This is a genomic window from Mesobacillus sp. MER 48 (assembly GCF_023714225.1).
Taxonomy (GTDB): Bacteria; Bacillota; Bacilli; order Bacillales; family Cytobacillaceae; genus Mesobacillus; species Mesobacillus oceanisediminis_A.
This window is the reverse complement of the sequence record NZ_JAMAUR010000003.1, coordinates 40,716-62,398: the sequence shown is the minus strand read 5'-3', so window position 1 is coordinate 62,398 and position 21,683 is coordinate 40,716. Positions and strand designations below refer to the sequence as shown.

Sequence of the window (21,683 nt, the reverse complement as noted above, 5' to 3'; positions counted from 1 at the left end):
CACCTTATTATTGCGGAAATTTTTTAAATATTTTATAGTAGTAATTAACAGAGCTCATTTATATGCATATTTTTTTTGGTGCAAAAATGAATGAGTATTCATTCAAAAAGAGTCAAAGGGGGAGACAAATTTGATGCGACAAATTCAAAAGGCAGCGGTGCTTGGTTCAGGTGTCATGGGATCAGGAATTGCCGCACATCTGGCCAACATCGGGATTCCGACATTGCTGCTGGACATTGTACCTCGGGAATTAACGGAACAGGAAAAAGTGAAAGGCCTGACACTTGAAGATAAGCAGGTGCGCAACCGAATCAGTGCAGGATCACTGCAGAAGTTATTGAAGCAAAAACCGGCACCTTTGGCCTCCAAAAAGAATCTTGCTCTAATTGAAGCGGGCAACTTTGAAGATGATATGGAAAAACTCAAGGATGTAGACTGGGTAATCGAAGTAGTCGTTGAAAACCTTGATATTAAAAAGAAAGTTTTTACGGATGTAGATAAATACCGCAAGCAGGGAAGCATCATCAGTTCCAACACTTCGGGAATTTCTGTAGAGGCAATGGCTGAAGGGAGGTCCGAAGATTTCAGGAAGCATTTCCTTGGCACTCACTTCTTCAACCCGCCTCGTTACTTGAAGCTGCTTGAAGTGATTCCTACCAAAGATACGGATCCTGAAGTCCTTTCTTTCATGAAGGCGTTCGGTGAAGACCAGCTTGGTAAAGGTGTTGTAGAAGCAAAGGATACGCCTAACTTCATCGCCAACCGAATCGGCACTTACGGATTGCTTGTGACAGTAAGGGAAATGGTCAAAGGCGGATACAGTGTAGGTGAGGTTGACTCAGTGACTGGTCCAATGATTGGCCGTCCTAAGAGCGCAACATTCCGCACACTTGATGTAGTTGGTCTCGATACTTTCGCGCATGTTGCGAAAAACGTGTACGACCAGGTTGAAGGTGAAGAGAAGGAAGTCTTTGAAGTACCTGGATTCATGAAGAAGATGCTTGAGAACGGCTGGCTTGGAAGCAAGTCAGGACAGGGATTCTTCCTGAAGCAGGGCAAGGAAATCCTGGAACTGGATCCGCAGACATTGGAGTACGGAACGCGCAAGAAACTGAAAACAGCCTCTACAGAAATGGCTAAGCAAGAAAAAGGCCTTGCCAATAAAATGAAAGCGCTTGTTTATGCTAAGGACCGTGCTGGAGAGCTTTTATGGAATATCTTCAGTCCAGTGCTTGTTTACTCAGCTGATTTGCTCGGTACGATTGCTGACGATATCGTTGCGATTGACCGTGCGATGAAGTGGGGATTCGGCTGGGAAATGGGACCTTTCGAAGCATGGGATGCACTGGGTGTCGAAAAAGCAGTCAGTAAAATGGAGTCTGAAGGTAAGACTGTTCCTGCATGGGTTAAAGAAATGGTCGAAAAAGGCTTTACTTCTTTCTATAAGGAAGAGGATGGCAGACTGAGCTATTACAACAATGGTGAATACGTAACTGTTGAGGAAAACCCAAAGTCAATCAACCTGAAGCTTTTAAAGAAGCAAAATGGTGTCATTAAAAAGAATGGCGGCGCAAGCCTGATCGACCTTGGCGATGGCATCGCATTGCTGGAGTTCCATTCACACAGCAATTCGATTGGACCTGATATCCTCCAGATGATCAATTTCGCAATCGATGAAGTAGAAAAGAATTACAAAGGACTTGTCATCGGCAACCAGGGCAAAAACTTCTCTGTTGGAGCTAATCTGGCGATGATCCTGATGGAAGCACAGGACGATAACATTTGGGACCTTGATATGGTCGTTCGCCAGTTCCAGCAGACGACGATGAAAATCAAATACAGCTCCAAGCCGATTGTTGCTGCTCCGTTCGGAATGACGCTCGGAGGCGGAGCCGAAATGTGCTTGCCGGCCGCGCATATCCAGGCGTCCATGGAAACATACATGGGACTTGTTGAAGCGGGAGTTGGCCTCATCCCTGGCGGAGGCGGAAACAAGGAGCTTTATATCAAGCACCTTGAAGGCCTGCCAAAAGGCGTCGATTTTGATCTTCAAAAGGTTGCGAATAAGGTATTTGAAACAATTGCGATGGCTAAGGTCTCCACTTCAGGAGAGGAAGCTCGTGAAAATAACTTCCTGAATGAAGCAGACGGCATCAGTGTCAATAGCGATCACTTATTATACGATGCGAAACAGGCTGCATTGAATTTATATGAAACCGGTTATAAAGCACCGGTAAGAAAGAAAGTACCTGTAACTGGTGAGCCGGGATATGCAACCCTGCTGCTGGGTGCTCAAACGATGCACCTGTCCGGATACATTTCAGAACATGACCTGAAGATCGCAAAGAAGCTCGCGTATGTCATCTCCGGCGGAAAAGTGCCGTACGGAACCGAAGTCGATGAGCAATACTTGCTTGATCTTGAAAGGGAAGCGTTCCTGAGTCTGGTGGCAGAACCGAAATCACAGCAGCGCATGCAGCATATGCTCGTAAAAGGAAAACCGTTGCGCAATTAATAGATTGATAGTTTGACAGTGAAATATATTTTAACATCCAAGGAAAGAGAGGGAATGAGATGAGAGAAGCGGTAATCGTAGCCGGAGCACGGACACCGGTCGGAAAAGCGAAAAAAGGAACTCTTGCTAACGTCCGGCCTGATGATCTTGGAGCTCTTGTAGTAAGAGAAACTCTAAAGCGTGCAGGCAATTATGAAGGGAATATTGATGATTTGATCATCGGCTGTGCTATGCCAGAAGCAGAGCAAGGATTGAATATGGCGCGTAATATCGGTGCCTTAGCTGGATTGTCACATGAAGTGCCGGCGATCACCATCAACCGTTATTGCTCATCAGGACTGCAGGCGATTGCGAATGCATCCGAGCGCATCATGCTTGGCCATGCAGACACAATCATTGCCGGCGGTGCGGAATCAATGAGCCTGGTGCCGATGATGGGCCATGTCGTCCGTCCAAACTCGAAGCTTGCTGAAACAGCTCCGCAATATTATATGGGAATGGGCCATACTGCTGAAGAAGTAGCAAAGAAATACGGAATTTCCCGTGAAGACCAGGATGCTTTTGCAGTAAGAAGCCATCAGCGCGCGGCAAAAGCAATCCAGGAAGGCAAATTTGAGGATGAAATCGTTCCTGTCGATGTAACCCTCCGTACCGTAGGAAAAGACAATAAGCTTGTCGAAAAGACAATCCAATTCAAACATGATGAAGGTGTACGCCCTGATACGAACATGGAAACTCTTGCGAAACTGCGTCCGGCATTCAATATCAACGGCACAGTCACTGCAGGGAACTCCTCTCAGACAAGTGACGGAGCAGCGGCTGTCATGGTCATGGACCGTGAAAAGGCTGAATCACTAGGATTGAAACCACTTGCTAAATTCCGTTCATTCGCACTTGGCGGAGTGCCGCCTGAAATCATGGGAATCGGTCCTGTCGTGGCAATTCCAAAAGCATTGAAGCTTGCTGGACTGCAGGTATCTGACATTGGTGTCTTCGAACTGAACGAAGCATTTGCTTCCCAATCCATCCAGGTCATCCGTGAGCTGGGTCTTGATGAGGAGAAGGTCAATGTCAACGGCGGAGCGATCGCATTGGGCCACCCGCTGGGAACAACTGGCGCAAAATTGACTTTGACAGTAATCCACGAAATGATACGCAGAAATGAGCAATTCGGTGTCGTCACGATGTGTATCGGCGGTGGCATGGGAGCAGCTGGAGTTTTTGAGCTTTTATAGAATAAAAATTGGAGGGGTTGGACCCCTCCCCAAAATGGATAGGAGGAACATTAAATGGGTAACCAAACAGAAAAGCTTGTAAAAGGCGGAAGCTTCTTAATCGAAGATGTATCATATGACCATGTTTTTACTCCAGAGGATTACACAGATGAGCACAAAATGATTGCCAAAACCACTGAGGATTTCGTAACAAACGAAGTGTTGCCTCAGGTTGAATATATCGAGCAGCATGAGTTCGACCGTACTGTAAAACTATTGAAGGAAGCTGGAGAGCTTGGTCTCCTTGGAGCGGACGTTCCTGAAGAGTATGGCGGCTTGAGCCTTGATAAAGTCAGCTCAGCTTTGATCGCTGAGAAGATGGCAGTTGCAGGCGGCTTCTCAATCTCCCACGGTGCACACGTAGGAATTGGGTCATTGCCAATCGTTCTTTTCGGTAATGAAGAACAGAAGCAAAAATATCTTCCTGTACTGGCAACTGGTGAAAAGCTTGCAGCCTATGCACTTACTGAGCCAGGTTCAGGATCAGACGCATTGGGTGCAAAGACAACAGCTAAGCTTAATGCTGAAGGCACTCACTATGTCCTTAACGGGGAAAAACAATGGATTACAAACGCTGGCTTTGCGGATGTATTCGTTGTCTATGCAAAAATCGACGGCGAACAATTCACAGCTTTCATCGTTGAAAGAGAATATCCAGGCGTATCAGTAGGCGCAGAAGAAAAGAAAATGGGAATCAAGAGCTCTTCAACACGTACCTTGATTCTTGAAGATGCTCAAGTACCTGTGGAAAACCTTCTTGGTGAAGCAGGAAAAGGCCATCTTATCGCCTTCAATATCCTGAACATCGGCCGTTATAAGTTGGGAGTAGGCGCAACTGGCGGAGCTAAACAAGCATTCGGTCTGACAGTAAAATATGCGAACCAGCGCCAGCAGTTCAAGACACCTATTTCCCAGTTCAACCTTACAAAAGAGAAGCTTGCGACAATGGCTTCCAAAATCTATGCATCTGAAAGCTCTGTATACCGTACAGTAGGGTTGTTCGAGGAAAGAATGAACCAGCTGTCAGAAGAAGAAATCAACAACGGCAAAGCAGTTGCAGATTCAATTGCTGAGTATGCAATTGAGTGTTCAATGAATAAAGTGTTCGCAACCGAGACACTTGATTATGTAGTTGATGAAGGCGTCCAGATCCACGGTGGATACGGCTTCATGCAAGAGTATGAAATCGAAAGAGCTTACCGTGATTCAAGGATCAACCGTATTTTTGAAGGAACAAATGAAATCAACCGCCTTCTTGTACCGGGAACATTCCTGCGTAAGGCAATGAAAGGCGAGCTTCCATTATTGCAAAAAGCTCAGCAGCTTCAGGAAGAATTGATGATGCTGATGCCTGAAGAACCAGGCGATGAGCCGCTGGCACAGGAGAAATATCTTGTGAAGAACGCCAAGAAAATTGGCTTGCTTGCAGCTGGATTGGCTGCACAGAAGTTCGGCAAAGCCTTGGAAAAAGAACAGGAAATCCTCGTTAATATCGCAGATATCATCTCAAATGCGTATTCAATGGAGTCTGCTGTTCTTCGTACAGAAAAGGCAATCGCAAAAGATGGAGTAGAGAAGAGCAAGCAAAAGCTTCTTTACACTCAAATCTTCTGCCAGGAAGCATTCAATGAAATCGAGCGTGACGCTAAGGAAACGCTTGTGGCTACAGAAGAAGGCGACGCACTTCGCATGCTGACTTCCGCATTGCGCAAGTTCACAAGACACACTCCAATCAACGTTATCGCGAAGAAGCGTGAAGCAGCTGAAAAGCTAATCGATGCAGAACGCTTTATCGTTTAAAAACTGATTTTGCCGAACACTCCTCTCCATTCCGGGAGGAGTGTTTTTGCTAATCTTTTTAAAATGGCAGGATTTTTGCAAACATTGTTGAATTTAATAAAAGGATGTTAAAATTAAAGGGTTGATCAGGCACTGAATGATAGTATTTCACCTCAATAATATGTTACTATCCGTTTAGAGGGTTTAATCTATGGGATACTAGCAAAGGGGTGGTGAAATCATGGAAAAAACTTTTTATTGGTACCCTAAATGTGGTACGTGCAGGAATGCGAAGAAATGGCTGGACCAGCATGAAGTTGCCTATAACGAAGTACATATTGTTGAAAATCCGCCAACCCAGTCACAGCTGGAAGAAATGCTTGAGAAAAGCGGCCTCGAGATCAAGAAGTTTTTTAACACGAGCGGTCAAAAGTACCGTGAGCTTGGATTGAAAGACAAAATCAAGACGGCATCCAGAAATGAATTAGTGGAACTGCTGGCATCTGATGGTATGCTCATCAAACGCCCGCTGATGACAGATGGCGAAAAAGTGACCGTAGGTTTCAAAGAAGATGAGTATGAAAAAGCATGGCTGTAATTTTGGTCCCATCGATATTAATCGATAGAGATATACAATTGGAGGGATAGTCAATGAATACACCAAAAGATTTACGTTATTCTGCAGAACACGAATGGGTAAAAGTTGAAGGAGAAAAGGTTCGCGTGGGCATTACTGATTTCGCTCAATCCGAGCTTGGTGACATCGTTTTCGTCGAACTTCCAGAAGTGGGAGACGAAATCACTTTGGACCAGCCTTTCGGAAGCGTTGAATCAGTTAAGACCGTATCTGAGCTATATGCACCAGTGAGCGGCAAGGTTGTTGAAATCAACGAAGAACTGAACGACAGCCCTGAATTCGTTAACGAATCTCCTTATGAAAAAGCATGGATGATTACAGTTGAACTCACAGACAGCAGTGAAGTAGAAAAGCTTATGACACCAGAACAATACGAAGAAATGATCAAAGAATAAGATTTGCCGACGCCTTGAACCTTCAAGGCGTTTTTCATTTCCCCCATGTAAATCTCCTTCATTTTTCCATCACTTCATTCCAGCAGTTTGGACAAACTAATGTTAATGATTATATAAAAAGGGTGAAATTCATGGCTTTGAACCAGCAAAAAATCGATATCACAGACAGGGTAACAGGAAAACTGGAAAATGGTCAGATCCAACTTTACCTTGAAAAAGAACCTATTGGGAACATCGAGCTTCCTGAAGGGATCCAGATGAAACTTGAGCATCATTATGAAGCAGAACAGAATAAGATTTACCAGCATGTATCAGTACCGGACCAATCTGAGCAACGGTATACTGACTGTGATGAAGGCGGCTGGTGCTAAAAAATGAACAGCGGCCAGCCTGGCCGCTGTTTTTAGTTGGCTTCCGGGTATAAAATTCCTTTTACTCCCTGATAAAGTTAATATTGGACTAAATCTTTGCAATCTCCCAAAAAAACAGTAACAATAGAAAGATACAAGTAAACAGCACAATTTATTTAATAATGTTTATAATGTTGTAAAGTAATTATTTTCTGGTGCATAGGTGGTTATGGCGATGGACGAAAATCACAAGGTGATCATAGTAGAAGGTTCGTCAGACAAAAAGAAAGTACAGACCGTGCTGAAGGAGCCAGTGGAAATTATCTGCACGAATGGGACAATTGGCGTTTCAAAGCTTGATGAGCTGATTGACTCGCTTTTTGATAAAGATGTCTATATCCTCGTAGATGCAGACGCATCAGGCGAAAAGCTGAGGAAGCAATTTAAAAGGGAATTTCCTGAGGCGAACCATCTGTACATTGACAGGATGTACCGGGAAGTGGCAACCGCACCTGAAAATCACCTTGCTACTGTTTTAATCGGAGCAAATATTGATGTTCAAGCAGAGTACTTAGAAAAAGGATGACTTTAATGGAAGACTGGACCAGGACGGACATGGAAACATTCCTCGCAGAAAAACAAACGGGTTACCTATACTTTTATACACCAATGTGCGGAACCTGTCAGGTAGCAAGCAAAATGCTGACAGTGATTGAACAACTCCTGCCTGACCTCCCATCGGGGAAAGCCGATTTGAATTTCCTGCCTGAAATGGCAGGACGATTTGAAATAGAAAGTGTACCATGTCTGATTGTATTAGAAAATGGGGAGGTACAGGAGAAAATCTATGCTTTTCAATCAGTTCCGTATCTCTTTGAAAAATTGAAAGAGTTGAAAGGGTAAATATAAACGGCTTGGCCGTTTTTTTTTTTTGCGCTAATCAGGTTTTGGCCGAAGATAAAGGCTCTAACACCCAATCCCCAGTTCCGAATTATATGGTCTCCTAAGCGGCGAAAGGCAACACTGAAAAATATTTACATTTCATGCCAAACGGTTTATATTTAGATTATCGAAATAACCGAGGGGCGAAATAAAAAAATGGCTCTTTATCAAGAGTGGGCAGACCAAATCAAAAGTTATAATCGCAATATAAAATTGACCTTCCTGGCAAACATCCTCACCCAAAATCGGTCTGGGGATCTTTATGGTGATTTATAATTTTTACATACGAGAGCTGGGATTCAATGAACTGGTAAACGGGAAAGTGATTTCAATGACGTTTCTTTCCACGGCACTGGTACTCATTCCGGCAGGCGTTATGAGCGACAGGGCTGGCCGGAAAAAGCTGATGCTGTTTGGAGCATTCTCGACTGGGATCATTTTATTTACACGGAGTATGGTTGAGAGTCAGGAACTACTGATATTGTTTGCATTTGGTACTGGTCTTGCGTCCGCTTTTATCCAGGTTTCCATCATTCCGTGGCTGGCAGAAAACTCCTAACCTGAACAGCGCGTGCATATCTTCAGCATACATTTTGCAGCGATGACAGCAGCCAATGTTGTCGGAAGCCTTTTGGGCGGAATCCTTACAGATGTGTTTTCTTTATTCCTCCCTGAACTGGAGAGTATCCGTTTCACATTGGTCGCTGGTTCAGCACTGTTTCTGGCCGCACTTCTTCCTATTTTCCGACTTAAGGAAGTACGGATAGAAAACCAGACAGACAGAAAGTTCATGGATTTTAAAAGAGGAATCCCTCATAAGGCGAGCCTTAAAATCATCATTCTATTTGCGGTCGCACAGTTGATGATCGGCTTCGGTGCTGGACTGGTCATCCCTTACTTGAATCTTTATTTTGCTGATCGGTTCATGGCATCAAATTCACTGATTGGCCTGGTCATTTCACTTGGACAGGGAGCGACTGCAGTAGCCATGATCATTGGACCGATGGTTGTGCGCAGGCTTGGGGAAGTGAAAGCAGTAGTTGTCCTGCAAATGCTCTCCCTTCCGTTTTTGCTGCTTACTGCTTACACTCAGCATTTCTGGCTTGCTGCCCTGGGCTTTTTATTTCGACAAGCCCTCATGAACGCAGGGAATCCAATTCAAATGTCACTAATGATGTCGAAGGTTGATGATTCGATGAAAGGATTGGCCAATTCTGTGAATCAAATGGTATTTAACCTTGGATGGGCGATTATGGGACCGGTTTCGACGGGGATCGTTTTGAAATATGGCTCCTATTGGGGATATGCAGCGGTTTTCACCATCACAGCAGGTCTTTATTTAGTAGGGTCAACTTACTTCTTCTTTGTCTTCAAGGCGATGGACAAAACAAAATCCGCCCTCTCAGCCACCAAGACAGCTTGATTGCTGTATTTCTTTGGATATATTTCTCGGGAAATGAAAGACAATGGCGAAATATCATTCGTTATTGTCTTTTTTCTATGTTTGTTATGTTGTTAACCGCTTATTAACGAAGTATTTGTCGAAGGATTCCAACAGGTTTTTTTCCTTGCTAAAAGAATTATGTATGTGAGGGAGTTGAGCGGCATGCGGGAATCTATCGAAGTTTTTGCGAATGAAGTTGGCGGTAAGGCTCATATACTGCAATTGATCAAAAAGCTGGATCTTTGTTTGAAATTAGAGTCAGAAAAGGAAGAAGTATACCTATTATTTAAGGGGGGACGAGTTGAACTCCTAACAGGCAATCTCAATTCTCAATTCCAGATTACAATCAAAGGAAGTGAAGCCAGCATTGCCGGGCTGTTGAAAGGGGAATTCAAACTAAGGCAAGGCCTCAGATGGGGATATTATAAAGTTGAAGACTGCCCGTTCAGAGATTTGTTGGTCCTTGAGTCAATTTTCTACCTTGCAAGACCAATCTCCGCTTGATTTATTCAGAAAAATCGTAATATATTGACTTTAAATGCGTGGAAATGATATTATCACTTTAACGCAATAAAAACGAACTGAATATTCTTATCCAGAGAGGCGGAGGGACTGGCCCGATGAAGCCCGGCAACCGGTTATTAAACACGGTGCTAATTCCTGCAGAGTGTAGACTCTGAAGAGATAAGGAGAGATGATAAATGGCCCTCTTCTTAGGAAGTGGGTTTTTTGTATCACCTTTCCATTTTATTTTTATGATAGGAGAGATGGAGATGGCAAATGAGCAAAAAAACTACAGAATCGAAACAATTGGTGTCCACGGAGGACAATCACCAGACCCGGTGACTGGGGCAAGGGCTGTGCCAATTTACTCAAGCAATGCATTCCAATTTGAAAACACTGATCATGCAGCCGATTTGTTCGCACTCAAGGAGCCTGGTTACATTTACTCGCGAATCCACAACCCAACCGTGACAGCCCTGGAAGAAAAAGTCGCCCTGCTTGAAGGAGGAGTAGGTGCACTTGCCTTATCAAGCGGGATGTCAGCAATCACGATGGCGATTCTGAATATTGCCCATGCAGGGGATGAAATCGTTGCAGCCTCTAATCTGTACGGAGGGACGTATAATTTATTTGCTGTAACCTTGCCGAAATATGGGATTAATGTCCACCTTGTGGATCCTGAAGACCCGGAGAATTTCAGGAAGGCGATCACACCAAAAACGAAGGCGGTTTATGCGGAAACGATCGGAAATCCAAGTCTCAGGGTTTTAGACATTGAAGCAGTTGCCGATGTTGCCCATGAAGCTGGGGTTCCGTTGATCATTGATAACACATTTGCCACTCCATATCTATGCCGGCCGATTGAACACGGCGCAGACATCGTGATACACTCGGCTACCAAGTGGCTTTTAGGCAACGGCACAGTCATGGGCGGAATCATTGTGGATGGTGGCAAGTTTGATTGGAGATCCCCGAAGTTCCCTGGTTTCAATGAGCCAGACTCCAGTTACCATGACATTGTTTATAGTGAAGCGATAGGGGCAGCAGCCTATATTGTAAAGGCCAGGGTTCAGCTGCTTCGCGACCTTGGTCCGGCCATCAGCCCGCAGAGTGCTTTCCAATTCAATCTTGGAATCGAAACATTGCATGTCCGCATGAAAGAGCATGTCGCCAATACGCTTAAAGTAGTTGGCTACCTGGAGGCACATCCTGCTGTTACCTGGGTCACCTACCCGGGGCATGACTCTCACCCTGATAAGCAATTGGCAGTTCGATACCTTCCAAAAGGTGCAGGATCAGTTGTAGTTTTTGGCATCGAGGGAGGCAGGGAAGCTGGAGCAAAACTGATTAACTCATTGACGCTTTGGTCCCATGTTGCGAATGTCGGTGACGCGAAGAGCCTGGTCATCCACCCTGCAAGCACCACTCATCAGCAGCTTGATTCAGACGGACTTAAGGCAGCGGGAGTTCCAGAAGATTTAATCCGTCTTTCTGTCGGAATTGAAAACGTTGATGACATCATCGAAGACCTGGAGCAGGCAATTGAAAAAGCTACTGGAGTACCAGGGGTCACGGCGAGAACCTAATATCCAGTACCTTCCAAAAGGTATTTGAAAATAATTTTATTGACACCCATTTTTGTTCCGTGCTACAATCACTTTCGTAACTAAAAACCGATTTTAAAATTTAATAGCGTACTCTTATCAAGAGAGGTGGAGGGAAGTGCCCGATGAAACCCGGCAACCGTCAGTAAGCTTGCTTATCTGAAACGGTGCCAATTCACTCAAAGCTGATGGCTTTGGCAGATGAGAGAAAGGATACAGCCAATTACTATGCCTTTCTGCTTATTTGCAGAAAGGCTTTTTTAATGCCAGAATCGACCATGTTCGGTTCTGACGTGAGTTTCACAAGAGCATATTATTCCAGGAAGGTGCACCCCATTTTACCTGAAGTTTGAATTTTTACGGGCAGGGAATGGGAAACTAGATTGATAACCTTCTGATTAGGATGGAAGATTCAACGGTTTTTTGAGTTAAGAATATGGTTGTTGCAAAAGAGGGGGAGTCAATTGATCACGATAAAAAAGGCCAGAAAGATTTATCCTTCAAAAAAAGGCGAAGTCAAAGCGGTTGATGATGTCAACCTTGAAGTGAAAGAAGGCGAAATCTTTGGCGTCATTGGATACAGCGGCGCAGGTAAGAGCACATTGATTCGCATGTTGAATGGACTTGAAATCCCAACTTCGGGTTCTGTCGTCGTGGCAGGAAGGGAAGTTTCAAGGATCAAGGGTGCGGAATTAAGGAAAGCAAGACAGGAAATCAGCATGATTTTCCAGCATTTCAACCTTCTTTGGTCAAGGACGGTTGCAGAAAATATTTCATTCCCTCTTGAAATCGCAGGAGTGCCTAAAACTGAGAGGGACAAAAGGGTAAAAGAATTGATCACGCTTGTCGGTCTTGAGGGACGCGGCGATGCTTATCCTTCTCAATTAAGCGGCGGGCAGAAGCAGAGAGTCGGTATCGCCAGGGCACTGGCGAATAATCCAAAAGTTCTTCTCGGTGATGAAGCGACGTCAGCTCTTGACCCGCAAACGACCGACCAGATCCTGGATCTTCTCGTTGATATCAATAAGAGATTGGGACTTACCATTGTCCTGATCACTCATGAAATGCATGTCATCCGTAAGATTTGTCACCGGGTTGCGGTCATGGAGGGCGGAAAGATCGTTGAGACTGGTCCAGTATTGGATGTGTTCAAGAACCCGCAGCAGCCAATTACGAAAAGGTTTGTCCAGCAGGTGACTGAACCGGAGGAAACAAAGGAAACGGTAGACCATTTACTGGAGCGATATCCGCAAGGACGGGTCATCCAGCTGACATTCGTAGGCGAAGGTGCTGAGCAGCCGCTGATCACCAATCTGATCCGCCAATTCGCCATCACCGTCAATATTGTGCAGGGGAAGATTTCCCAGACACAAAACGGTTCATATGGAACCTTATTCATCCATCTTGATGGTGAAGAGGAAGAATTGGCCCGTGCGATTGAATTTATCGGCCAGCATGAAGTCGGCGTGGAGGTGATTTCGAATGGCTGAAACTTTATTCCCGAATGTTAACTGGGACCGCATGTGGGAGGCGACAATTGAGACACTATACATGAGTGCCATTTCCGTTGTTGCTACCTTTATAATTGGAGCCATTCTTGGATTGTTGCTCTTTTTGACCTCAAAGGGCAATATATGGGAAAACAAACCGGTTAATGTCGTACTAAGCGCAGTGGTAAATATTTTCAGGTCGATTCCATTCATCATTTTGATCGTCCTGCTGATTCCTTTTACAAAATTCATCGTTGGATCAATGATTGGCGAAAATGCCGCCTTGCCAGCACTGATTATCGGTTCAGCACCATTTTACGCAAGGATGGTTGAAATCGGCTTGCGTGAGATTGATAAGGGAGTCATTGAAGCAGCAAAATCCATGGGAGCAAAAACGACGACCATCATCTGGAAGGTTCTGTTGCCGGAATCAATGCCTGCCTTGGTGTCAGGCATCACAGTCACAGCGATTGCGCTCGTAAGTTATACGGCGATGGCTGGAGTCATCGGCGCAGGCGGTCTTGGAAACCTTGCCTACATGGAAGGATTCCAAAGGAGCCGGAATGATGTCACACTGATGGCGACCATCATTATTTTGATCATCGTATTTTTAATCCAGATTATTGGAGATTCCATTACAAGAAAATTAGACAAAAGATAAAGGAGAGATTGAAATTGAAAAAATGGCTATTATCACTTTTAGTATTAGTTTTAACAGCAGGACTTGCAGCTTGCGGTTCATCTGAGGAAAAAACAGAAGGCGGCAAGGAAGAAAGCAAGAAAATCGTAGTGGGTGCTTCAAACGTACCTCATGCTGAAATCCTTGAAGAGGCAAAACCGCTTCTTGAAGAAAAAGGATTTGAAATGGAAATCAAGACATTCAATGACTATGTTGTTCCAAACCAGGCGTTAGATTCAGGAGAACTTGATGCGAACTACTTCCAGCACATCCCCTACCTTGAATCACAAATGGCTGAAAACGGCTATAAGTTTGAAAATGCGGGTGGAATCCACATCGAGCCAATCGGTGTTTATTCAAAGGACTACACAACACTTGAGGACCTGCCAAAAGGTGCGCATATCATTATGAGCAGTTCAGTAGCAGACCATGGCCGTATTTTGACAATGCTTGAAAAAGAGGGCCTGATCACTCTTAAAGACGGCGTGGAAAAAGTAAAAGCAACAATTGACGATATCGCAGAAAACCCTAAAGACTTGAAGTTCGATACAGAATACGAAGCAGCATTGCTTCCACAGATTTTTAACAATGGTGAAGGCGACGCCGTTCTAATCAACTCAAACTACGCGATTGACGCTGGATTGAACCCACTGAAGGATTCTATCGCTATTGAAGAAAGTGATTCTCCTTACGTGAACGTCATTGCCGTTCGTGAAGGCGATGCAGACAAGCCGGCAATCAAAGCGCTTGTAGAAGTCCTTCATTCTAAAGAAATCCAGGACTTTATCCTTGAAAAATATGATGGTGCAGTCGTGCCAGTAAAAGAATAAACCTTTGGAAAGCAGGCGAATAGCCTGCTTTTCTTTTTGCCGCATAACCCACTCTGAAATTTAACATACTAACCGAGAAAAAAGTAGATTGGAGTGGTAGGTAATGGAGCATCATTATGAACCTCGGAATTCAACAGAAGCAGCTCTTCATGAATATAAACAGGGATTGGGCGTTTTTACGCAAAAAATGCCGGAGCTTGCAAGACATTATAACGCATTTACAGAAGTGTGTTTTCAGGAAGGGACATTGACACAAAAAGAAAAGCAGTTAATCGCGCTGGGGATTTCTTTGTATTCCCAGGACGAATACTGCATCATTTACCATTTAAAAGGCTGCCTGGATCAGGGAGCCACTGAAGAACAAATTTTGGAAGCGGTTGGTGTGACAGCGGCTTTTGGCGGCGGGGCGGCCATGAGCCAGGCAGTCACGCTTGTTCAGGAAGCCATGGCAGAATTGAATACTTTGAAGCAGTAAAAGCTGTTGTAGTCAGATTAATTGACTGCTGGCTAACAGGAAAGGCTTCATTTGGGAGGATATTGCCAGTATTCTAAGAATGACAGAGGTGAACCCTCCATAGGACTCCACATTCCATTACATCCAAAAATTAACGGTTTTAAACGCTTTGATAGTGGTAAACAAAAGGTGTTACCATTGCAATAACAAAAAAACGCTTTGTTAAAAGCGAAAAACCGAAGGGATGATTCACTATTAGTCAGCTAAAACTGAACTACACAAGTGAAATGGAAAAAGCGATGCATGGAGCCCATGGAATTAGTTACGAGGTCTACAGCATGAACCATGACGCAAGAATGGAAGTCGAAAGAAAACGAGAGCAAGATTATATCAAAAGCCAACGGATGGTCGCTGACCTGGATAGAAAAATCCACTCGTAAGCGATGGGATATATAATAGAAGAAAAATGGAACCAGTGTATTTTTTGCACTGGTTTCTTTATTATTTATGTTAAGAATGAAGATGTTTGAAACTAGAAAATCAGGCTTGTCGAGAGATGGGACTGGATCTCCCTGTTCAACCTGTTATTTTGACAGGTTTGAGGCGGTAGGTGGGAAAGCTGCCAAGAAACGCTCGTTATTTTGACAGGTTTGAGGCGAGAGGAAGGAAAGTTGTCAAGAAACGCTCGTTATTTTGACAGGTTTGAGGCGAGAGGAAGGAAAGTTGTCAAGAAACGCTCGTTATTTTGACAGGTTTGGGGCGAGAGGAAGGAAAGCAGTCAAGAAACGCTCGTTATTTTGACAGCTTAGAGGGATTAGCATGCAAACCTTTCAATAATCCCTCATAATCTAGACAGGTTTTGAGTCAAGAAGTGAAAAGCTGACTGAATCTGAATTGTCTTTGCGTTAAATTTACATTCCTGCTTATTAAATCAAACTGATATAACTGTCTATAGGCTATCCAGTACATTTTTTCCCTACAGAAGGTAAAAATAAAATGATGTACAGGCTGTGAGCGGGATATCCTGCTTTGCTGTGCTTGGTCTGGTAAAATGTAGATGGAGTGTTCGAACCCTGCTGTCGCCTTTCAGCTAAGCTGAAAGGCGGTGGCGGGAAGTTAAAAGAAGTAATTAGAGAAAACCAAGGATTCTTGATGAGATGATTCTAAATTAATTTGTGCTGATTTTTGGCTCATTGGCGTGAAGCTTACGCTTCACTGGCTTTTCAGCTTACGCTGAAAAGCTGCCGAGTGGGAATGAAACGCTGCGGGCAAATGCATTTGCCCGGTCGTTTCCTCCCCACTCGGCATGAGCCAAAAATCTTTTAAAGAATTTGTCAACAATCTACAGTTTTTGATATTCCTCTTTCCACTTCTAAGGTGTTGCTAACACTTTTCATTTGTTATAAGATTGTAATGAGAATAAAATGAGAATAGAGTTAAAGACGGCAATAGTCGGCTTAAAATCTTTTCTATATTGACGGAGGTATTATTATGGCAGGATCTGTATTATCAATTAAGGACCTTCAGGTTGAGATTGAAGGCAAGCAGATATTAAAAGGTGTGAACCTTGAAGTTAAAGGTGGAGAAATCCACGCGATCATGGGACCGAATGGTACTGGTAAATCAACTTTATCTTCTTCTATCATGGGTCATCCTAAATATGAAGTAACGAACGGTTCTGTTACTCTTGATGGCGAAGATGTTCTTGAAATGGAAGTGGACGAAAGAGCACGCGCTGGTCTTTTCCTTGCGATGCAATACCCAAGTGAAATCAGCGGTGTAACGAATGCTGACTTCCTTCGTTCTGCTTTGAACAGCCGTCTTGGCGAAGGCAATGAAATTTCTCTTATGAAATTCATCCGCAAGATGGATAAGCAAATGGAATTCCTTGAAATGGATCTTGATATGGCACAGCGTTATCTTAACGAAGGTTTCTCCGGCGGTGAGAAGAAGCGTAACGAAATCCTTCAATTGATGATGCTTGAACCAAAAATTGCAATCCTTGACGAAATCGACTCAGGTCTTGATATCGATGCATTGAAGGTTGTTTCTAAAGGAATCAACGAAATGCGCGGCGAAGATTTCGGCTGCTTGATTATCACTCACTACCAGCGCCTTCTTGATTACATCACTCCTGACTATGTTCACGTTATGATGCAGGGCCGCATTGTGAAGTCTGGCGGACCAGAACTTGCACAGCGCTTAGAAGCAGAAGGGTACGACTGGATTAAGAAAGAACTGGGCATCGAAGACGAAACAGTTGGGCAAGAAGCTTAAGCGTTGGGGGGATTTATAATGACTACGGAAACGAAATGGGCTTTTGACCAGGAGTACATTACTTCCTTCTCAAAAGAAATGAACGAACCGGAATGGCTGACCGAGCTTCGCACGCAATCTCTTGCAAAAGCAGAAGATCTTTCTATGCCAAGACCGGATAAGACGAAGATTGATAAATGGAATTTCACACAATTCGAGAAGCTGCTCGTTAAAAGCGATGTTTTTTCATCCATCGACGAGCTTCCTGAAGAAGTAAAAGCACTTGTTGACCAGGAAGCTAAGGAAAACAGCCTGTATGTTCAGCGCAACAACAAGCCTGCATACCTCCAGCTTTCCAAGGAAATGCAGGAGCAAGGCGTTATTTTCACTGATATTTTCACAGCGGCACGCGAATACAGTGATCTGCTGAAGAAATACTTCATGTCAGCTGTGAAAAACGACGAGCACCGTTTGACCGCTCTCCACACAGCATTCATGAACGGCGGGGCATTCCTTTATGTTCCGAAAAATGTACAACTGAACAGCCCAATCCAGGCGATCTTCCTGCATGATGATGCAGAAGCGAACTTGTTCAACCATGTGCTTGTTGTTGCTGAAGACAATAGCTCTGTGACATATGTCGAGAACTATATCTCAACTACTGGCAAAGTAACCGGATTGGTTAACATCGTAACGGAAGCAATCGCTGGCCAAAATGCGAAAATCCAGTACGGTGCGGTTGATACACTGGCGGAAGGCCTTACAACTTATGTGAACCGCCGCGGCCATGCTGGCAGAGACGCACGGATCGAGTGGGCTCTTGGCATGATGAACGACGGTAACACCATTTCTGATAATGTAACCAACCTGGTTGGTGACGGTTCTTACTCTGACATCAAGACAGTCGTTGTCGGACGTGGAGAACAGACTCAGAACTTCACGACCAGCATCATCCATTTCGGGAAAAATTCAGAAGGTTACATCCTTAAGCACGGTGTCGTGAAGGATAGCGCTACTTCTATATTCAACGGAATCGGAAAAATCGAGCATGGTGCTTCCAAATCCAATGCGGAGCAGGAATCACGCGTTCTGATGCTTAGCGAAAAAGCACGTGGGGATGCGAACCCAATTCTTCTAATTGACGAAGATGATGTTACAGCCGGCCACGCGGCTTCTGTTGGACGGGTTGATCCATTGCAGCTTTACTACTTGATGAGCCGCGGTATTCCGCAGCACGAGGCAGAGCGCCTTGTCATCCATGGATTCCTTGCACCTGTTGTAAATGAGCTTCCAATCGAGGGAGTTAAAAAGCAATTGGTCGAGGTCATCGAAAGGAAAGTTAAATAATGAACGCCCGCGAAATTCGTGAATTATTTCCGATTCTGAATCAGGAAGTCAATGGCAGCCCGCTTGTCTACCTTGACAGCGCGGCGACATCACAAAAGCCGGTGCAGGTGATCGAAGCGCTGGATAAATATTATCGCGAATACAACTCCAACGTTCACCGCGGAGTGCACACTCTTGGAACAAGAGCGACCGATGGTTACGAGGGAGCAAGGGAAAAGGTCCGCAAGTTCATTAACGCAAAATCTATCGAAGAAATCATTTTCACCCGTGGAACTACAACTGCCATCAATACGGTAGCGGCAAGCTATGCGCGCGATAACCTTAAAGAAGGCGATGAGATTGTCATCTCCTACATGGAGCATCACAGCAATATCATCCCATGGCAGCAGGTAGCTAAAAAAACGGGTGCAACATTGAAATATATCGATCTGCAAGAAGACGGCACGATTTCACTTGATACTGTCAGAGAAACAGTGACAGAGAATACAAAAATCGTTTCGATTATGCAGGTTTCAAACGTTCTGGGTGTCATGAACCCGATCAAGGAGATTGCTGAAATTGCCCATCAGAATGGTGCGATCATGGTCGTCGATGGTGCCCAGAGTGCACCGCACATGAAGATTGATGTCCAGGATTTGAATTGCGACTTTCTCGCTTTTTCCGGACATAAGATGTGCGGGCCGACGGGGATCGGCGTACTATATGGCAAGAAGGCACTTCTTGAAAAAATGGAACCGGTTGAGTTTGGCGGCGAAATGATTGATTTTGTAGGTCTCTACGAATCAACATGGAAAGAGCTGCCGTGGAAATTCGAGGGCGGTACCCCGATCATTGCTGGTGCGATTGGTCTGGGTGCAGCCATCGACTTCCTTAATGAAATCGGACTCGACAATATCGAGAAGCATGAACACGCTCTTGCGGCCTATGCGATGGATAAAATGTCTGAAATTGACGGCATGACCATCTATGGGCCGAAGGAAGCCGGCAAGCGTGCTGGACTCGTAACATTCAATATTGATGACGTACACCCACATGATGTGGCAACTGTATTAGATGCTGAAGGAATCGCCGTCCGCGCGGGCCATCATTGTGCACAGCCTTTGATGAAATGGCTGAAGGCATCCGCGACAGCACGTGCAAGCTTCTACCTGTACAACACAGAAGAAGATATTGACAAGCTCGTAGCCGGACTTGTCAAAACAAAGGAGTATTTCAGCGATGTCTTTTAATAATTTAGATAACCTTTATCGGCAAGTTATTATGGATCACTATAAGAACCCTCGCAATAAAGGTGTTTTGGAAGAAGGCAGCCTGACAGTCAACATGAACAACCCGACATGCGGCGACCGCATCCAGCTGACGATGAAAGTCGAAGACGGCAAAGTTGCGGACGCGAAATTTGAAGGGGAAGGCTGCTCGATTTCCATGTCCTCTGCTTCGATGATGACGCAGGCGGTAAAAGGAAGAAACATCGAAGAAGCTTTAAAGCTTTCATCGGTTTTTTCTGACATCATGCAGGGAAAAGAATATGAAGAGGATGATCTTGACCTCGGGGATATCGAAGCACTGCAAGGTGTGGCGAAATTCCCGGCAAGGATCAAATGTGCTACTCTTGCATGGAAGGCAATGGAGAAAGGCCTGAAGGAAGAGGAAGACAGCCAATAAAAATCATCGCAGGATGATTTTTCCGAACGTGCTGCAGGGGATTGGCCTGCAGCGGACAACTACAAAGCAGGAATCATTGGTTCCCTGCTTTAAGAATGGAGGAATTCGACGATGGCTAAAAAAATGCCAGAGATCGGTGATTATAAATATGGATTTTCCGATAAAGACGTTTCCATCTTCCGGTCTAAGCGCGGTCTGACGCGTGAAATCGTTGAAGAAATTTCGAAAATGAAGGAAGAGCCCCAGTGGATGCTGGACTTCCGTTTAAAATCATTGGAGCACTTCTACAATATGCCAATGCCTCAATGGGGCGGAGACATGGCTTCATTGAACTTTGATGAAATCACGTACTATGTAAAACCATCTGAGAAATCTGAAAAGTCATGGGATGAAGTACCTGATGAAATCAAGGCTACTTTTGACAAGCTTGGAATCCCTGAAGCTGAGCAAAAATACCTTGCTGGTGTTTCTGCACAATATGAATCAGAGGTTGTATACCACAACATGAAGGAAGAGCTTGAAGAGCTGGGAATCGTTTTCAAAGACACAGATTCTGCTCTGAAGGAAAACGAAGACATTTTCCGCGAGCATTTCGGAAAAGTCATTCCTCCAACAGACAACAAGTTCTCGGCATTGAACTCTGCGGTCTGGTCTGGCGGATCTTTCATCTATGTTCCAAAGGGAATCAAAGTGGATACTCCGCTTCAGGCGTATTTCCGCATCAACTCCGAGAACATGGGACAGTTCGAGCGTACATTGATCATTGTTGATGAAGGCGCGCACGTACACTATGTTGAAGGATGTACAGCACCTGTTTACACAACGAACTCCCTTCACAGTGCGGTCGTTGAAATCATCATCAAAAAGGACGCATATTGCCGTTATACAACAATCCAGAACTGGGCAAACAACGTCTTCAACCTTGTTACAAAGCGTGCGGTTTGTGAAGCGAATGCGACAATGGAATGGATCGATGGCAACATCGGTTCCAAGCTGACAATGAAGTACCCTGCAGTCATCCTTAAGGGTGAAGGCGCACGCGGTATGACATTATCAATCGCAATCGCTGGTAAAGGCCAGCACCAGGATGCAGGTGCGAAAATGATCCACCTTGCTCCAAACACATCATCAACTATCGTATCAAAGTCAATCTCAAAGCAAGGCGGAAAAGTAACATACCGCGGTATCGTCCACTTCGGACGCAAAGCTGACGGTGCCCGCTCAAACATTGAGTGTGATACGCTAATCATGGATAACAAGTCTACATCAGACACAATTCCATACAATGAAATCCTGAACGACAACATTTCTCTTGAGCATGAAGCGAAGGTTTCAAAGGTATCAGAAGAGCAATTGTTCTACCTGATGAGCCGCGGAATCTCCGAAGAAGAAGCAACAGAAATGATCGTCATGGGCTTCATCGAGCCGTTCACAAAAGAACTGCCAATGGAATATGCCGTCGAAATGAACCGCCTGATCAAGTTCGAGATGGAAGGTTCAATCGGTTAATAGATGATT

The 21,683-nt window shown here is 44.6% G+C and carries 20 protein-coding genes, 1 pseudogene and 2 riboswitches; all 21 genes and pseudogenes read left to right on the top strand.

Annotated features, from left to right (window positions below):
* The first annotated feature begins 133 nt into the window (after positions 1-133).
* The 21 genes and pseudogenes from M3593_RS11790 (at position 134) to sufB (ending at position 21,674) form a co-directional block, all read left to right on the top strand.
* Positions 134-2,515 (top strand): 3-hydroxyacyl-CoA dehydrogenase/enoyl-CoA hydratase family protein, encoded by a 2,382-nt coding sequence (locus M3593_RS11790; RefSeq protein ID WP_251543284.1) that lies wholly within the window; start codon positions 134-136, stop codon positions 2,513-2,515.
* Positions 2,516-2,574: 59 nt separating this feature from the next.
* Positions 2,575-3,750, top strand: a complete 1,176-nt coding sequence (locus tag M3593_RS11785) for an acetyl-CoA C-acetyltransferase (protein WP_251542892.1) — start codon at positions 2,575-2,577, stop codon at positions 3,748-3,750.
* Between the two features lie 54 nt (positions 3,751-3,804).
* The gene (locus M3593_RS11780; RefSeq protein WP_144478473.1) at positions 3,805-5,589 is read left to right on the top strand and encodes an acyl-CoA dehydrogenase family protein; all 1,785 of its coding nucleotides are present in this window, start codon (positions 3,805-3,807) and stop codon (positions 5,587-5,589) included.
* Positions 5,590-5,809: 220 nt separating this feature from the next.
* A complete protein-coding gene (locus tag M3593_RS11775; RefSeq protein WP_144478475.1) occupies positions 5,810-6,166 on the top strand; it encodes an arsenate reductase family protein in 357 nt (118 codons plus the stop codon).
* Positions 6,167-6,219: 53 nt separating this feature from the next.
* Complete coding sequence (gene gcvH / locus M3593_RS11770; RefSeq protein WP_144478477.1) at positions 6,220-6,600, top strand: glycine cleavage system protein GcvH; 381 nt, start codon at positions 6,220-6,222, stop codon at positions 6,598-6,600.
* 131 nt (positions 6,601-6,731) lie between these two features.
* A complete protein-coding gene (locus M3593_RS11765) occupies positions 6,732-6,971 on the top strand; it encodes a YusG family protein (protein WP_251542890.1) in 240 nt (79 codons plus the stop codon).
* Positions 6,972-7,179: 208 nt separating this feature from the next.
* Positions 7,180-7,536 (top strand): toprim domain-containing protein, encoded by a 357-nt coding sequence (locus tag M3593_RS11760; RefSeq protein ID WP_251542888.1) that lies wholly within the window; start codon positions 7,180-7,182, stop codon positions 7,534-7,536.
* Between the two features lie 5 nt (positions 7,537-7,541).
* Positions 7,542-7,853 carry a thioredoxin family protein gene (locus M3593_RS11755; protein WP_251542886.1) on the top strand — a complete coding sequence of 104 codons (312 nt, stop codon included), beginning with the start codon at positions 7,542-7,544 and terminating at the stop codon, positions 7,851-7,853.
* 195 nt (positions 7,854-8,048) lie between these two features.
* Positions 8,049-9,315: pseudogene (locus M3593_RS11750) on the top strand (MFS transporter).
* A gap of 183 nt (positions 9,316-9,498) precedes the next feature.
* Complete coding sequence (locus tag M3593_RS11745) at positions 9,499-9,840, top strand: hypothetical protein (protein WP_251542884.1); 342 nt, start codon at positions 9,499-9,501, stop codon at positions 9,838-9,840.
* 84 nt (positions 9,841-9,924) lie between these two features.
* Positions 9,925-10,027, top strand: a riboswitch (SAM riboswitch).
* Between the two features lie 82 nt (positions 10,028-10,109).
* Positions 10,110-11,426, top strand: coding sequence for an O-acetylhomoserine aminocarboxypropyltransferase/cysteine synthase family protein (locus tag M3593_RS11740; protein ID WP_251542882.1), 1,317 nt, complete (start codon positions 10,110-10,112; stop codon positions 11,424-11,426).
* Positions 11,427-11,537: 111 nt separating this feature from the next.
* Positions 11,538-11,652: riboswitch (SAM riboswitch) on the top strand.
* A gap of 256 nt (positions 11,653-11,908) precedes the next feature.
* A complete protein-coding gene (locus M3593_RS11735; protein WP_251542879.1) occupies positions 11,909-12,934 on the top strand; it encodes a methionine ABC transporter ATP-binding protein in 1,026 nt (341 codons plus the stop codon).
* On the top strand, positions 12,927-13,595 hold the full coding sequence (locus tag M3593_RS11730) for a methionine ABC transporter permease (protein WP_251542877.1): 669 nt from the start codon (positions 12,927-12,929) through the stop codon (positions 13,593-13,595). Before M3593_RS11735 ends, M3593_RS11730 begins: the two co-directional genes overlap by 8 nt.
* Before the next feature lie 14 nt (positions 13,596-13,609).
* Complete coding sequence (locus tag M3593_RS11725; protein WP_144478495.1) at positions 13,610-14,443, top strand: MetQ/NlpA family ABC transporter substrate-binding protein; 834 nt, start codon at positions 13,610-13,612, stop codon at positions 14,441-14,443.
* Between the two features lie 103 nt (positions 14,444-14,546).
* Complete coding sequence (locus M3593_RS11720) at positions 14,547-14,918, top strand: carboxymuconolactone decarboxylase family protein (RefSeq protein WP_214706487.1); 372 nt, start codon at positions 14,547-14,549, stop codon at positions 14,916-14,918.
* 266 nt (positions 14,919-15,184) lie between these two features.
* Entirely contained in the window at positions 15,185-15,337 is a 153-nt protein-coding gene (locus tag M3593_RS24365) for a YuzK family famiily protein (protein ID WP_481825289.1), read from the top strand.
* A gap of 1,051 nt (positions 15,338-16,388) precedes the next feature.
* Positions 16,389-17,174: a Fe-S cluster assembly ATPase SufC gene (gene sufC, locus M3593_RS11715; RefSeq protein WP_144478499.1), complete on the top strand. Its 786-nt coding sequence runs from the start codon at positions 16,389-16,391 to the stop codon at positions 17,172-17,174.
* Between the two features lie 18 nt (positions 17,175-17,192).
* Positions 17,193-18,500, top strand: coding sequence for a Fe-S cluster assembly protein SufD (gene sufD / locus M3593_RS11710; RefSeq protein WP_251542875.1), 1,308 nt, complete (start codon positions 17,193-17,195; stop codon positions 18,498-18,500).
* Positions 18,500-19,729, top strand: a complete 1,230-nt coding sequence (locus M3593_RS11705) for a cysteine desulfurase (RefSeq protein WP_144478503.1) — start codon at positions 18,500-18,502, stop codon at positions 19,727-19,729. The genes sufD and M3593_RS11705 overlap by 1 nt, the downstream gene beginning before the upstream one ends.
* Complete coding sequence (gene sufU / locus M3593_RS11700) at positions 19,719-20,165, top strand: Fe-S cluster assembly sulfur transfer protein SufU (protein ID WP_144478505.1); 447 nt, start codon at positions 19,719-19,721, stop codon at positions 20,163-20,165. The genes M3593_RS11705 and sufU overlap by 11 nt, the downstream gene beginning before the upstream one ends.
* Positions 20,166-20,276: 111 nt before the next feature.
* Positions 20,277-21,674, top strand: coding sequence for a Fe-S cluster assembly protein SufB (gene sufB / locus M3593_RS11695; protein WP_251542873.1), 1,398 nt, complete (start codon positions 20,277-20,279; stop codon positions 21,672-21,674).
* Positions 21,675-21,683 lie beyond the last annotated feature (9 nt).

What these genes read in the sequence shown, in the direction of transcription:
- M3593_RS11790 (WP_251543284.1), top strand. Translation starts at nt 134, where the DNA reads ATGCGACAAATTCAAAAGGCAGCGGTGCTTGGTTCAGGTGTCATGGGA.
- M3593_RS11785 (WP_251542892.1), top strand. Translation starts at nt 2,575, where the DNA reads ATGAGAGAAGCGGTAATCGTAGCCGGAGCACGGACACCGGTCGGAAAA.
- M3593_RS11780 (WP_144478473.1), top strand. Translation starts at nt 3,805, where the DNA reads ATGGGTAACCAAACAGAAAAGCTTGTAAAAGGCGGAAGCTTCTTAATC.
- M3593_RS11775 (WP_144478475.1), top strand. Translation starts at nt 5,810, where the DNA reads ATGGAAAAAACTTTTTATTGGTACCCTAAATGTGGTACGTGCAGGAAT.
- gcvH (WP_144478477.1), top strand. Translation starts at nt 6,220, where the DNA reads ATGAATACACCAAAAGATTTACGTTATTCTGCAGAACACGAATGGGTA.
- M3593_RS11765 (WP_251542890.1), top strand. Translation starts at nt 6,732, where the DNA reads ATGGCTTTGAACCAGCAAAAAATCGATATCACAGACAGGGTAACAGGA.
- M3593_RS11760 (WP_251542888.1), top strand. Translation starts at nt 7,180, where the DNA reads ATGGCGATGGACGAAAATCACAAGGTGATCATAGTAGAAGGTTCGTCA.
- M3593_RS11755 (WP_251542886.1), top strand. Translation starts at nt 7,542, where the DNA reads ATGGAAGACTGGACCAGGACGGACATGGAAACATTCCTCGCAGAAAAA.
- M3593_RS11745 (WP_251542884.1), top strand. Translation starts at nt 9,499, where the DNA reads ATGCGGGAATCTATCGAAGTTTTTGCGAATGAAGTTGGCGGTAAGGCT.
- M3593_RS11740 (WP_251542882.1), top strand. Translation starts at nt 10,110, where the DNA reads ATGGCAAATGAGCAAAAAAACTACAGAATCGAAACAATTGGTGTCCAC.
- M3593_RS11730 (WP_251542877.1), top strand. Translation starts at nt 12,927, where the DNA reads ATGGCTGAAACTTTATTCCCGAATGTTAACTGGGACCGCATGTGGGAG.
- M3593_RS11720 (WP_214706487.1), top strand. Translation starts at nt 14,547, where the DNA reads ATGGAGCATCATTATGAACCTCGGAATTCAACAGAAGCAGCTCTTCAT.
- M3593_RS24365 (WP_481825289.1), top strand. Translation starts at nt 15,185, where the DNA reads ATGGAAAAAGCGATGCATGGAGCCCATGGAATTAGTTACGAGGTCTAC.
- sufC (WP_144478499.1), top strand. Translation starts at nt 16,389, where the DNA reads ATGGCAGGATCTGTATTATCAATTAAGGACCTTCAGGTTGAGATTGAA.
- sufD (WP_251542875.1), top strand. Translation starts at nt 17,193, where the DNA reads ATGACTACGGAAACGAAATGGGCTTTTGACCAGGAGTACATTACTTCC.
- M3593_RS11705 (WP_144478503.1), top strand. Translation starts at nt 18,500, where the DNA reads ATGAACGCCCGCGAAATTCGTGAATTATTTCCGATTCTGAATCAGGAA.
- sufU (WP_144478505.1), top strand. Translation starts at nt 19,719, where the DNA reads ATGTCTTTTAATAATTTAGATAACCTTTATCGGCAAGTTATTATGGAT.
- sufB (WP_251542873.1), top strand. Translation starts at nt 20,277, where the DNA reads ATGGCTAAAAAAATGCCAGAGATCGGTGATTATAAATATGGATTTTCC.